Annotated in this window: 10 protein-coding genes; all 10 read right to left on the minus strand. The window is 67.4% G+C overall.

Annotated features, from left to right (window positions below; genetic code table 11):
- Positions 1–16: 16 nt before the first annotated feature.
- The gene (gene cydB / locus KDW55_RS27055) at positions 17–997 is read right to left on the minus strand and encodes a cytochrome d ubiquinol oxidase subunit II (protein WP_212161641.1); all 981 of its coding nucleotides are present in this window, start codon (positions 995–997) and stop codon (positions 17–19) included.
- Positions 994–2,424: a cytochrome ubiquinol oxidase subunit I gene (locus KDW55_RS27060; protein ID WP_212161642.1), complete on the minus strand. Its 1,431-nt coding sequence runs from the start codon at positions 2,422–2,424 to the stop codon at positions 994–996. Before KDW55_RS27060 ends, cydB begins: the two co-directional genes overlap by 4 nt.
- 151 nt (positions 2,425–2,575) lie before the next feature.
- Positions 2,576–4,327 carry an ATP-binding protein gene (locus KDW55_RS27065; protein ID WP_212161643.1) on the minus strand — a complete coding sequence of 584 codons (1,752 nt, stop codon included), beginning with the start codon at positions 4,325–4,327 and terminating at the stop codon, positions 2,576–2,578.
- A gap of 134 nt (positions 4,328–4,461) precedes the next feature.
- Positions 4,462–5,223 (minus strand): response regulator, encoded by a 762-nt coding sequence (locus tag KDW55_RS27070; protein ID WP_209825826.1) that lies wholly within the window; start codon positions 5,221–5,223, stop codon positions 4,462–4,464.
- A 32-nt stretch (positions 5,224–5,255) separates the two neighbouring features.
- Positions 5,256–5,840, minus strand: a complete 585-nt coding sequence (locus tag KDW55_RS27075; protein WP_249174122.1) for a TetR/AcrR family transcriptional regulator — start codon at positions 5,838–5,840, stop codon at positions 5,256–5,258.
- Between the two features lie 64 nt (positions 5,841–5,904).
- A complete protein-coding gene (locus tag KDW55_RS27080; protein ID WP_012218171.1) occupies positions 5,905–6,651 on the minus strand; it encodes an OmpW family outer membrane protein in 747 nt (248 codons plus the stop codon).
- Positions 6,652–6,843: 192 nt separating this feature from the next.
- Positions 6,844–8,796 (minus strand): acyl-CoA synthetase, encoded by a 1,953-nt coding sequence (locus KDW55_RS27085; RefSeq protein ID WP_212161644.1) that lies wholly within the window; start codon positions 8,794–8,796, stop codon positions 6,844–6,846.
- Entirely contained in the window at positions 8,793–9,749 is a 957-nt protein-coding gene (locus KDW55_RS27090; protein WP_012218167.1) for a fumarylacetoacetate hydrolase family protein, read from the minus strand. Before KDW55_RS27090 ends, KDW55_RS27085 begins: the two co-directional genes overlap by 4 nt.
- Before the next feature lie 32 nt (positions 9,750–9,781).
- On the minus strand, positions 9,782–10,852 hold the full coding sequence (locus KDW55_RS27095) for a VOC family protein (protein ID WP_212161645.1): 1,071 nt from the start codon (positions 10,850–10,852) through the stop codon (positions 9,782–9,784).
- A gap of 13 nt (positions 10,853–10,865) precedes the next feature.
- The gene (locus tag KDW55_RS27100; RefSeq protein WP_212161667.1) at positions 10,866–12,509 is read right to left on the minus strand and encodes a bifunctional 3-(3-hydroxy-phenyl)propionate/3-hydroxycinnamic acid hydroxylase; all 1,644 of its coding nucleotides are present in this window, start codon (positions 12,507–12,509) and stop codon (positions 10,866–10,868) included.
- Between the last annotated feature and the right edge of the window lie 6 nt (positions 12,510–12,515).

The following is a 12,515-nucleotide window of genomic DNA, read 5'->3' on the forward strand; positions in this document are numbered from 1 at the left end:
GCTCGGGGCGAAAGCGTCAGTGGTATGCGTGATCGTTCGACACCCTGCCGCGGAATACCGAGTACGCGATGCAGGTGTAGAACACGATGAACGGCATGACGAACAGGCCTGCGCCCCAGAACATGAACGTCTGGCTCGCTCGCGGCGCGGCCGCTGCATCGAGCGTCAGGTCGAACGGCACGATGAACGGCAGATACGATGCGGCGAGCATCAGCACCATCGCGATGCATCCGCCGGCGGCGAACAGATAGGCCGACGCGCCGTCGCGCCGCGCCGCCGCAGGCGCGCAAAGGAATGTCGCGCATGCTGCGACGGGCAGCGCGAACAGCAGCGGATGCAGGAGCCAGCGCGTTTCGACGGTCGTCTCGGTCAGCAGCGTCGACGCGAGTATCGACAGCACGAACAGTGCGGTGATCGGCGCGAGCCTCGCGATCGCGTCGCGACCGATGCGCTGCGACGCCCGTTGCCCTTTCAACACCAGCCATCCGGAGCCGAGCAGCGCATAGCCGAGCGCGAGGCTGACGCCGCACCAGAACGAAAACGGCGAACACCATTCGAAGCCGTTGCCTGCGTAGCGCAGCTGATCGACCGGCAGCCCGTGCGCGTACGTGCCCACGCATACGCCCTGCATCACGCTGGCAAGCAGCGAGCCGACGAACAGGAGCACGTCCCAGATCCGGCGCGAGCGCGCCGCCTTGTGGCGAAATTCGATCGCGACGCCACGCATGATCAGCCCGGCGAGCATCAGACAAAGCGGCGCATACAGCGCAGGCAGCACGATCGAATACACCGACGGAAACGCGCCGAACAGGATCGTGCCGGCGATGACGAGCCACGTACCATTGCCGTCCCATACCGGAGCGATCGACGCGATCATCTCGTCGCGCGCATCGCCGGCGAAGGCCGTCAGCATGCCGACACCGAGCTCGAACCCGTCGAGCATCAGGTAAGCGACGAGCGCGAACGCGAGTTCGGCGAACCAGAACCAGGTCATCATTGAAGTTCTCCTGATCGAATCTTGAGGACGTCGCGGCGCCGCGCGTGCACCGGCAGCGCGGCGGGCGTATGCGTTTGTTGAATCACGTGACCATTCCAGACGGTCAGCACGTTGCCGATGACGAGGCCGCGCCGCACGATCCGTACGATGTAGTACACGCCGAAGCAGAAAATGAATGCGTATATGGCGACGAACAGCGCGAGCGTCGCAGCCGCGAAGTGCGCGGTCAGCCCGGGCGTCAGCGCATCTGCGGTGCGCAGCACGCCCCATACGGTCCACGGCTGGCGCCCGACTTCGGCGGTGAACCATCCCGCGAGGATTGCGATGAAGCCGAGTGGAAAGCTGCATGCGAGCGGCCAGAGGAGCCAGCGCCGTCGTTCGAGCCGGCCGCGCCGGGCCGCGACGGTGCCCGCCCACGCAAGCGCCAGCATGATCAGCCCGCAGCCGGCCATCACGCGGAACGCGAAGAATGGAATCAGCACCGGCGGCCGGTCGGCGGCGGCAAAGTCGGTGAGGCCGACTTCGCGCGAGTCCGCCGTGCCCGACGCGATCAGACTGCCGAGCACCGGTACTTTCCATTCGAAGCGGTTGCGCTCGTGCGCGGCGTCCGGAATGGCGAAAATCACTTCGGCGGCAGGTTGTTCGTCGGTCCATCTTCCCTCGACGGCGGCGAATTTGGCCGGCTGGTCGTCGTGCAGATAGTCGCCGGTCAGATGGCCGAACAGGATCTGCAGCGGGACGAGCGCGGCAGCGAGCGTAACCGACATCCGGACCATGAGCGTGGCTTCGACCCGGTAGCGGTCCTTCAGCAGATAGGCCGCGCCGACGGCAGCCACGCAGAATGCGGTCGTCAGGTACGCACCCAACAGCATGTGCGGGAAGCGTACCCACACGACGTGGTTGAAGATAATCGCCGCCCAGTCGGTGGGCGCGAATATGCCGTTTTGTACGACGTATCCGACCGGATGCTGCATCCATGAGTTGTTCACGAGGATCCAGAAGGCGGACATCGTCGTACCCGCCGCGACGAGGATGCACGAGGTCAGATAGAACCAGGGCCGCACACGCGCGCGTCCCAGCAGCATCACACCGAAAAACGTCGCCTCGAGCGCGAACGCGGTAAACGATTCGTAAGTCAGCAGCGGCCCCTGGATCGGGCCGCTCGCGCGCGACAGCTCGCTCCAGTTCGTACCGAACTGGAAGGCCATCACGATGCCCGAGACGACACCCATGCCGAACGCGACGCCGAAAATCTTCAGCCAGAACTCGAATACGCGGCGATACACGCGATTGCCCGTCGCGATGGACATGGCCTCGAGTACCGCGAGCCACGCCGCGAGGCCGATCGTGAAAGACGGGAAGATGATGTGAAAGGAGACCGTGGCCGCGAACTGGATTCGGGACAACAGGAGGGCCGTTGCTTCCATGCGTACGCTCCATTGCGAGATTGCATTGCAATGGAGTGTCGGCGCGGGGTGTTGCTCGGGCGTTGCAGATTGCCGCGGCTGCGTTACATTTGAAACAAGCGCCGCACCGGCTGGGCCGATCGCATGGTGCGCGGCCGGCCCGGTCGCCCCGTCAGCGCAGCACGCGGGCGAGCGCGTCTGCGAGATCGCGCGACTTCAGCGGCTTGCGCAGCACCATGCTCACACCGAGCGCGCGGGCTTCACGTTCAAGCGAGGCCGTGCTGAAGCCGCTGCACAGGATCACCGGCAAATCCGCGCGCCGGCCCGCGATGCGGGCCGCGAGCTGGAGGCCGGTCAAATTCGGCATCGTATGGTCGGTCACGACGACGTCGAAGCGGGCCGGATCGGCGTTCACGGCATCCCATGCGGCCTCGCTCGATGAGAATCCGACCGGCTCGTACCCGAGATCGGCCAGTACGTCTTCCGCGAGGCGCACGAGTGTTTCTTCGTCGTCGATCACCAGCACGACCTGCCCGTTCCCGCGAGGCGGCGGGACCCCGTCGGCACGCGGCGCCGGGCGCGCGTCCGCGGCGGGCAGAAAGACGTCGAAACGCGCCCCTTTCCCCGGCGCGGAGTGCACGTCGACTGCGCCGCCGTGTTCGCGGACGATGCCGTCGACGAGCGACAGGCCGAGGCCGGTCCCCTCACCGGCGGGGCGTGTCGTGAAAAACGGGTTGAAGATGCGTTCCAGTATCTCGGCCGGAATGCCGCAACCGTCGTCCGCGACGGTGAGCCGCAGGAAACGGGCGGCGCGCAGCGCGCCGTGCGACAGCGAGCGCGGTGTGTCGACGCTGACGACGTCGAGTCCGATATGCAGCGTGCCGCCGGCACGCATCGCGTGGATCGCATTGCCGCAAAGGTTCATCACGACCTGGTGCAGATGCGTGGCGTCGCCCAGCACGTAAGCATCGCGGGCGCTGATGCGTACGTCGAGCGCGACATGCGGCGGCAGCGTGGCGCGCACGAGTTCCACCGTTTCGTCGACGACCGCGCCGACGTCTACCGGCTCCCTCGCCGTCGGGCCGCTGCGGCTGAATGTCAGGATGCGCTCGACCAGCAGCCGTGCCCGTTCCCCGGCTTTCAGCACCTGCTCGATGTCGCGGTGCGCGGGCGCGTCGGGTGCGACGCCGGCGAGCGCGCGATCGCCGAATCCGAGAATCGCGGCGAGGATGTTGTTGAAGTCGTGCGCGACGCCGCCGGCGAACGTGCCAAGCGCTTCGAGCTTCTGCGACTGGCGCAGTTGCCGTTCCAGGCCGTGTCGCGCTTCTTCGTCGGCCAGGCGCTGCGTGATGTCCTCGACGGTGGCGATGATCAGGTCTTCCGCGTCCGTATCGGACGGTTGATGTGCCGAAAACACACGCGCGACGCTCATGTCGGTCCACACCACGCGGCCGTCGCGGTGCACGTAGCGCTTTTGGAATCTGACGCGGTCCTGGCCGCGCACCAACTGGTCGATGTGCGCCTGCGTGAGGGCCCGATCATCGGGGTGCGTGATGTCCGATGCGCGTCGCTCGGAAAGTTCGCGATCGCTGTAGCCGACCATCTGCTGAAACGCGGGGTTCGCCATCAGGTAGCGGTCGTGCGCACGCAACACCAGGATTCCGACCGGCGCGTTCTCGAACACCGCGCGCCAGCGCTGTTCGCTCGCGCGCATTGCCCGGTTCGCGTGTTCGAGACGCCGCATGTACGCGATCAGCACATACATCAGCAGAATCACGCACAGGCTCACGGCGCCGACGCGGAACGTCGTGTCGTGCGCAAAGGCGACCATAACGAGGAGCACGGCCAGACACGCAGCCAGCATCATGGCCCGGTAGCGTCTCGCGCGCCACAGCGTTCGGTGATAGGGCGAGTTGTCCGGCATCGACGTTCAGTCCTGCTGCGGCAGTCTGGCGACACGCGCGGATGCCGCTCGAGCCGCGCGGCTTGCGCGCTGCGTCGGCAATCGCGTCGCGCTACTTGCGTCGCGGGCCGTGCGCGCACGCGGCAGGTGCCCGCTCACACCGGCGTTCCGTTCGTCCATCCGCCCGCCGCGCTCAACCGGGTGACCGGCACGTCGAGCACGTAGCCCGCGCCGCGCACGGTACGAATGAAGACCGGATGCGACGGGTCAGGCTCGATCTTGCGGCGCAAGCGCAGGATCTGGACGTCGATCGAACGGTCGTACACGTCGTCGTACAGCCGGCTGGACTCGAGCAGCTGGTCGCGGGACAGCACGCGCCCGGGCGCCGCCAGAAATGCATTGAGCAGACAGAATTCGCCGTTGGTAAGCTCGACCGGCGTGCCCGCCGGATCGGTGAGCCGCCGCGTGCCAACGTTCAGTTCCCAACCGCTGAACCGGTATGCGCGTGCGTCGTTGGCCCGCCCGGTGGCGGGGGCCGCCGCCCCGGCCCGTCTGAGCAAGGCGCGGACGCGCGCAAGCAGTTCGCGATTGCTGAACGGCTTGGTCAGGTAGTCGTCGGCGCCGAGCTCCAGCGCCATCACGCGGTCGGCTTCGTCGCGTTTTCCCGAGACGATGAAGATCGGCAGGTTCGAGCGCGTGCGCAACTCGCGGGCGATCTGGACGCCGTCTTCGCCCGGCATGCGCAGGTCGAGAATCACGAGATCGATTGCAAATGATTCCAGCGCTTGCGCCATATCCTGGCCGCAAGCGGCAACCGTTACGCGGATATCGTTGTCGGACAGGTAGCCGGACAACAGTTCGCGGATCGCCGGATCGTCGTCGACCACCAGCACGTGAGGAAGATTGGCGTCCGTCATTGCGCGGATATTCGTCGGGGGAACGGCTTGAATTATAGCCGTCGCGCATCTCCGGACGGCACTTCCGGCGCCGCGTCCTGCACCGGCTCGCCGCGCAGTGCGTGCTGCGCACCGGCACGCAGCAACGCAACGCCGAGCAACGCCGCCCACGTCGCCGGCGACGGCGTGCGCTCCGCGAAATCCGCTGCACCGCTTGCCGCGGCCGGCGGCGCCGGCTCCGCGTGCAGTGTGTCGACCATCTCTCGTGTCGCCGCATCGCGCAGCGCGTGCAGGTGCACCTCGACCCACAGCGGGAAGCACTCCCATCCGGCGGCGATCTGCGCGGCATCGGCGGCGCGGAAACGCCAATCGTCCATCGCGCATGGCCGCATCCAGGCCAGCAACTGCGGGCGGTCGCGGCGCAGGATTTCGGCCAGCAACTCGCGCTTATGCTTGAAGTTCGCATAGAACGCGCCGCGTGTGTAACCTGCCCGCTCGACGATATGCTCGACGGTCGTATCTGCGAAGCCTTGCGCGACGAAGCAATCGCGCGCGGCAGCGACGAGACGTTCGCGCGTGCCGAGCCGGCGTTGGGCACGGGTAAGGCGGGCGGGTTCCATATCGTGTGTATCTCTCATGCGGTGGTAACGACCGGCGCGGCGCACCGCCGCGCCGCGCGAAGCATCGGCTCGACCCCGGCGACTAGAACGAATAGACGAGATCCACGTGCGTGATGAGCGGATTCGTGTGCACGTGCAGTGTCGTCACGTCATGCGTTCCCGCCGCGTTTGTCGCGTCGGTGGTCAGCGTGGTCGACATCGGGATGTACATCGCAGACACGTTGAGGCCGAGGTGCTTGCCCAGCGCGACATTGAAGCCTGCTTCGAATGTCGGATTCCATGACGCACTGAGCGACGACCGGGTCGTGCAGCCCGGGCCGCACGATCCGTCGAGAAACTGTTTATTGGTGATGTGCGTGTCGACGTACCACGTGTAATTCACGCCCAGACCGACGAACGGCCGGAAACGGGCGTCGGCGGCGAGAAAGTGATAGCGCAGCGCGAGCACCGGCGCGAGCGGCTTTGCCTGACCGAGCACGCCGTAGCCGGCGAACGACCGGTCGCCGACCAGGTCGCTGGTGAACGGCGTGCCGGCGAGGAACGCTATGCCGACATGATCGGTGAACTGGTACTCCGCCATGAGGCTGAACGCATTGGACGTCGCCACGTGGCCGCCCGTATCTGGCAGCGCGCGATTCACCGGCGCGCCGGCCACGCTCTGCACGAACAGGTCGCCGGAGCCGCTTTGCGGCATGATGTGCAGCCACCCGGCGCCGAGCGACACGCTGCCTGCCGCCTGTGCGCGCGCGTCGCCGGCGAACGACGCGATGCCGATCCCGACGGCGGTCGCCATGCCAAGTGCGCGGGTCGTACGTTTACCGTTCCACATGTCTCCTCCTGATTGTCCGACGGATAGTTCCCGTGATCGACGGACCGGCCGTTCCCGATACAGGGGAATGGGTCGGTGCGCCATTGCATGTTTCGTCTGAATAATTCGCACAACGATATATATGGTGCGTGCGCGGGCAGCATCGAAACCGATGCACGCCCGCCGGTGAGGCGGGTGCGGCGCCCGCCCGCGTCAGTGCGCCTGCGGCTGGACGTCGACCGTGAACGTGAACGGATAGCGACCGAGCACCGCGTGTGCCGCCGCCTCGAACTGCGCGTCGCGCAGCGTGACCACCACCGTCATGCCGCCCGAGCCGCCGGTCTGGACGTCGACCGATGCGCCGGCCACGCCGTTTTCCGCAAGCGCGACGCTCAGTGCGTCGCCGGTTTCGCGGCGCTTGAGCTCGGGCTTGAAGATCTTGCCGACACCGGTGAGCGGAATCGCGTCGACGATGCGAATCTGCTTTGGCTGCGCGGCGCGCTCGGCGATGTGTTGCCGCGCGAACGCTTCCAGTTCCTGCTCCGATGCCCGTGCGCCGGGTTTCAGCTGGACGTAGGCCATCGGCACTTCGCCCGCGCGTGCGTCGGGGCGGCCGATCGCTGCGGCCAGCTGCACCGCCGGATGCCGATGCAGCGGCTCCTCGATGGTCGCCGGGTCGATGTTGTGGCCGCCGCGGATGATCAGGTCCTTCCTCCGGCCCGTCAGCCAAAAGTAACCTTCGGCATCCTGGCGGCCGAGGTCGCCGGTGTCGAGCCAGCGTCTGCCGTCGCCGAGATCGATCCACAGACGCTCGTTCAGCGCGGCATCGGTATAGCCGGCGAATACGTTCGGCCCGGCGATGACGATCGAGCCTTCCTCGCCGGCCGCGCAGTCGCGCAGGTAGCGTCCCGCGGCGTCGAGCACGACGGCCTTCATTGTCTGGAGCGGCACGCTCAGTCCGATCGATCCGGCGCGGCGCTCGCCGAGCGGCGGATTGACGCTGCTCACGCAGGTGGCTTCCGTAAGGCCGTAGCCTTCGAGAATGCGGATGCCCGTCTTTTCCTGAAACGCGCGCAATACTTCGACCGGCAGCGGCGCCGCACCGCACAGCCCGTATTCGAGCGAGCCGATCGCATGGTCGCCGACCGGCACGTCGAGCAGCGCTGCGTACAGCGTGGGGACGGCACTGAAGAAGTTGATGCGATGGTGCGCGACGATCTCCCAGAATCGCCCGATGACGCCTTCCCCGCGATAGCCTTGCGGCGTCCCGAGCACGACGTGCGCGCCGCGCGAGAACGGCAGCAGCCCCGTTACCATCGCCGCGTTCACATGAAAGAGGGGCAGCCCGCAAAATATGGTCTTGCCGGGGCCGATGCTGTCGCCGAGAAATCGCGCGGCGCTCCACGCATTCGCCACTTCGTTGCCGTGACTGCGCATCGCGATCTTCGGCAGACCGGTCGTGCCGCCGGTACAGAAGAACGACGACATGTCGCCGGGTGCGAACGTACGGGGCTGCGCGAGCGCCGTGCCCGACTCGCACGCGATCGCCGCGTCGAAGTCGTGAAGCGCGATGCGCGACCGGCCGTGCGCCGCGTCCATAGCCGCGCCGGCGGAACCGGCCGACGCGGGCGCGCCCGAAGCGTTCCCCGGCCCGCCGCGTGCATCCCGCGCCGGATTCACCTGAACGAGATGTGCGAGCGATTCGACGTCGTCGACGATGCTCGACACTTTCTCCCAGAGATCGAACCCCGGACACGGCCCGAGCGTGACCAGCACGGACGCGCGCGATGCGTTCAGCAAGTCGGCGATCGCGCGCGCGTCGAGCAGCGGGTTGATCGCGCACACGATGCCCGCCGCCTGGCCGCCCCAGATCACGAAGTGCGTTTCGGGAAGATTGGGCAGCACGTAGGCGATCACCGAGTCGGCGCGCACGCCGAGCCGCACGAACAGATTCGCGGTGCGGGTGATGTCGCGCAGCAGCTCGCGATAGGTCCAGCGCCGCACGTCGCGGTGCGTGCGCGCGTCGGCGAAGAACGACAATGCCGGGGCGCACGGATCGATGTCGGCCCCCGCGCGGATCATCGCGTAGGTGCTGGCCGGCAGGTCGGGCGGCATGCCGCACGCGTCGATGGCGGCCACATCGTGGCGAGTCGCGATGCCGTTCATGCCGCTTCGTCCATGATCTCGTTGCGCTGCACGCCCAGGTCGATCGTTCCGTCCGGGCTCGCAATCCGGGCCTCGACGATGTCGCCGGCTTTCAGGTATTGCGTGCGTTGCGCCTGCACCTTCATGAACATTTTCCACTTGACCGATTCGGGGAACAGCGCGACGACGCGCTGCTTGGCCGGCGACGGGATGCTGAGCGCGCAACCGGCCGGCGTGCCGGTGGCGAGCAGGTCGCCCGCGCCGAGATCGTGCACGCCCGACAGTTCCGTGAGCGTTTCGGCCGGGCCGTACACGAGATTCGCCGTCGAATCCTGCTGACGGACGGTGCCGTTGACGGACAACGTCAGTTCGAGCGTCTTCAGCTTCGGGAAATCGTGCCGCTCGAGCAGGCACAGATACGGGCCGACCGGCCCGAACGTGCGGAAGCTCTTGCCTTTGTAGAACTGCATTTGCGGGATCTGCACGTCGCGCGCGGAGTAGTCGTTGACGATCGCGATACCCGCGACGTATTCGTGCAGATTGGCGTCGGTCACCGGTTGATGGCGGGTGATGTCGCGCTTGAGCACCAGCCCCAGCTCGATCTCGTAGTCGAGAAAACGCACGTGGCGCGGCTTCACGACGCGCGAATCGGCCGCGACGATGCAGCTCGGCGCTTTCGTGAAGATCATGTTGAACTGCTTCGCGTCCGGGTCCATGCCCGACTCGATCATGTGCCGCCGGTAGTTCGCACCCTGGCAGACGAACTGCTGGTTGGCGGTCACGGGCGGGAGCCACTGCACGTCCGCTTCGGGAATGGTCGGGCCGTCGATCATCGCGAGCCGTTCAACCGGGTTCGCGGCGAGGAAGCTCGCGGTGGTGGCGAATTCGCCGGGAATCGGCGTGACGGCGCCGTTGGCGACGACGCCCCATTGGGCGCGGCCGCGGTGCCGGAAGTGCAGGACGTGCAGTGGCATGATTGTCTCTCGTGAATCGGTAAACGGTGAAATCAGGCGAACAGCTTCGCGAGCGTGACGAGCTTGCTCAGCGTCAGATCGGGGCTGCGGCGCAGATTGCGCAACAGTGCCGCGACGCTGGACGGCGTGAAACGCGGCTTCGTGAAGCTGCGCGGCATGACGGGCCCCCATTGCGCCATCGCTTCGCGGCTGACCGGATGGACGCCCGTCGGCTCGTCCGCGGTAAACAGGTCGCCGTCGCAGTAGTGTTCGTGCTTGGCGCCCCACGGATCCTGCCAGTAATCGAAGATCTGGCTGCCGAGAATGTGCCGTCCGATGCCCCATGCGTGGGTCCAGCCGTTGTCGCGCAGCATCCGCTGTCCCATGCCGAGCGCGTCGGCATCGACCACCTCGAACGCACTGTGGCTGTAGGTGGACACGAAGCCCTGCGCGAGCGCGAGCGTGTGATGGTCGGCCGGCGTGTCGCCCCGGTCGAGCCGCATGAACGCCACGGCCGGCGAGCCGTCGGGCAGCACCTGGACATCGCTCGGGATGAAACCGAAATGCCGCGTGTACCACGCGCAGGTGGCTTGAAAATCGGCGACCTCGAGCACGACGTGACCGAGTCTGACGATCTCCGGCGGCGCGGCGGGCGGCCGCTGCGTCTCGTTGATGCGCAGGTGCATGTCCACGGAATTGAACGCGAGCGGCGCGCGATGCGGGAGCGGCGGCACGCGCGTCCGGCCCGTCACCGCATCGACGCGAAAGCCGGCCGGATCGACGAGCCGGACGCGATCGCCGCCGCCGGGCCATTCCGACGGTTCGATGCCGGATGCGCCGGGTACGCCGGTCAGCGCGTGGAGGTCCGACCGGCTTTCGACCTCGAGCCCGAAGCCGACGAACGCCGCCTTGCGCGCGCGGCGAATCAAGTAGCAAAACGGCGACGTATCCGTGGCGCGCAACAGCAGCAACTCGGGCTCGCGCAAAGCGGTTCGCAGCCCGAAGTCGTTGAGGAAATGCTCGGCGTCGTCGAGGTCCGGGCGCTCGAACATCAAATAGGCGAGCGTGGCGGCTTTCGTCGTCGGACGCGGGTGACGGGCGGGCTGGGCGGTGGTCAGTTTCATGGCGATGGCGCGTTCAGGTGGGTCGGATGGCAGATACGGCGGCGGACGGCACCGCACGCGGCGCGGCGCCCAGCAGCGACAGGCTGTCGCAAACGATGCGGCTCACGTGCGCCGCCGGTCCGTCGTGGACGACGGTTTTGTCGGGGCGCACGACGGCCACCCAGCCGACGGGCGCCACGCCCGGAAGGAAAGTGCCGTCGATGTCTTCCCAGCAATCGTCGCCGGCGGGATGCAGCCTTTGCCCGCGATGCGCGATCCGCACGATGGTGCCGCCCGCCCGCGCGAGCGCGGCCGCCGCGTCGGGCGCGAGTCCGACGCGCGGGTCGCAGCCGAATCCGATCAGCGTGTAGCCGCTGCCGAGCACGTCGTCGCTGAGCCGGGCCGCGCCGGCGGCGCCCCGCAGCCATCCTTGCGCAAGCAGTGCGCCCCGGGTGAGCCTGGCGCCGGAGCGGCCGCCCACGAACAGTCCGGAGCGGAATGCGTTCTTCGGCTTGATGCGCAACTCGTCGAATTGCGCGCGCAGCGCCGGCACGCACCGCATCGCACGCATCAGTCCGTGCGTCGCGAGCGCAACCGCCGCGTTGCGCGGCATCACCAGGCGCCCCATGAATTTCGCGAGCCGGATCATCGACTTCGCATGCGGCCGGCGCTCCGCGTCATACGTATCGAGGATGCGCGGATCGGCGCGCCCGAGCACGACCCATGCGAGCTTCCAGCCGAGGTTGGCCGCGTCGCGCAGCCCCGCGACGAGCCCCTGGCCGACGAACGGCGGCGTGATGTGCGCGGCATCTCCCGCGAGAAACACGCGGCCCTTGCCGAATGCGTCGACCGTGCGCGCATGGAAGCGGTAGACGGCCTTGCGCTCGATCGCGATGTCGTCGATGTCGCCCCACGGCGCGAGCAGTTCGCGAATGCGTGCATCGGACTCCATCTCGTCGCGGCGCTCGCCGGGACGAAGCATGAATTCCCAGCGTTCGCGCGCGCCGGGCGCGACCATGTGCGGCGTCGGGCGGCGATGATCGCAAATGAACTCGACATGATCGATCGGCCGCGGCACGTGACGCGCATCGACGATGAGCCAGTCTTCGGCGTAGGTCTTGCCGTTGAACTGCTGGCCGATCAACTGGCGTACGAGCGAACTCGCGCCGTCCGCGCCGACGACGTAGCGCGCGCGTATCGAATGCGTGTTCCCGCGCTCGTCGCGCAGCGCGGCGACGACGCCGTCCTGTTCCTCGACGAAGCCCTCGAGTGCCGTGCCGAGCGCGACGTGCACGTTGTCGCGGCCACGCAGTCGCGCGCGCAGGCAGCGCTCCAGGTCGGGCTGGTAAAACGTCACGAGTTTCGGGTGGCCGTCGAGCGTGCCGAGCGTGTCGATCCGGCCGAATTCGCCGAGCGACGGCGAGCGCATCCGGACGTACGGAATCGCGACCGTATCGAAATCGTGCTCGTCGACGCCGGCCATCTGCAGGATGCGCAGCGCGTCGTTGTCGAGTGCGATGGCCCGTGGTGCCATGAAGATGTCGGACGCCTTGTCGATCGCCACGACGTTCACGCCGTGGCCTGCCAGCAGGTTCGCGAGCGCGGCGCCGACCGGCCCGAAGCCGACGATCAGGATGTCGGTCGCCGACGGCAGCCCGCGCGCATCGGATGGCGGCATGTCGCC

This window comes from Burkholderia sp. AU19243, assembly GCF_018148075.1.
Lineage (GTDB): Bacteria > Pseudomonadota > Gammaproteobacteria > Burkholderiales > Burkholderiaceae > Burkholderia > Burkholderia latens_A.

What these genes read in the sequence shown, in the direction of transcription:
- cydB (WP_212161641.1), bottom strand. Translation starts at nt 997, where the DNA reads ATGATGACCTGGTTCTGGTTCGCCGAACTCGCGTTCGCGCTCGTCGCT.
- KDW55_RS27060 (WP_212161642.1), bottom strand. Translation starts at nt 2,424, where the DNA reads ATGGAAGCAACGGCCCTCCTGTTGTCCCGAATCCAGTTCGCGGCCACG.
- KDW55_RS27065 (WP_212161643.1), bottom strand. Translation starts at nt 4,327, where the DNA reads ATGCCGGACAACTCGCCCTATCACCGAACGCTGTGGCGCGCGAGACGC.
- KDW55_RS27070 (WP_209825826.1), bottom strand. Translation starts at nt 5,223, where the DNA reads ATGACGGACGCCAATCTTCCTCACGTGCTGGTGGTCGACGACGATCCG.
- KDW55_RS27075 (WP_249174122.1), bottom strand. Translation starts at nt 5,840, where the DNA reads ATGAGAGATACACACGATATGGAACCCGCCCGCCTTACCCGTGCCCAA.
- KDW55_RS27080 (WP_012218171.1), bottom strand. Translation starts at nt 6,651, where the DNA reads ATGTGGAACGGTAAACGTACGACCCGCGCACTTGGCATGGCGACCGCC.
- KDW55_RS27085 (WP_212161644.1), bottom strand. Translation starts at nt 8,796, where the DNA reads ATGAACGGCATCGCGACTCGCCACGATGTGGCCGCCATCGACGCGTGC.
- KDW55_RS27090 (WP_012218167.1), bottom strand. Translation starts at nt 9,749, where the DNA reads ATGCCACTGCACGTCCTGCACTTCCGGCACCGCGGCCGCGCCCAATGG.
- KDW55_RS27095 (WP_212161645.1), bottom strand. Translation starts at nt 10,852, where the DNA reads ATGAAACTGACCACCGCCCAGCCCGCCCGTCACCCGCGTCCGACGACG.
- KDW55_RS27100 (WP_212161667.1), bottom strand. Translation starts at nt 12,509, where the DNA reads ATGCCGCCATCCGATGCGCGCGGGCTGCCGTCGGCGACCGACATCCTG.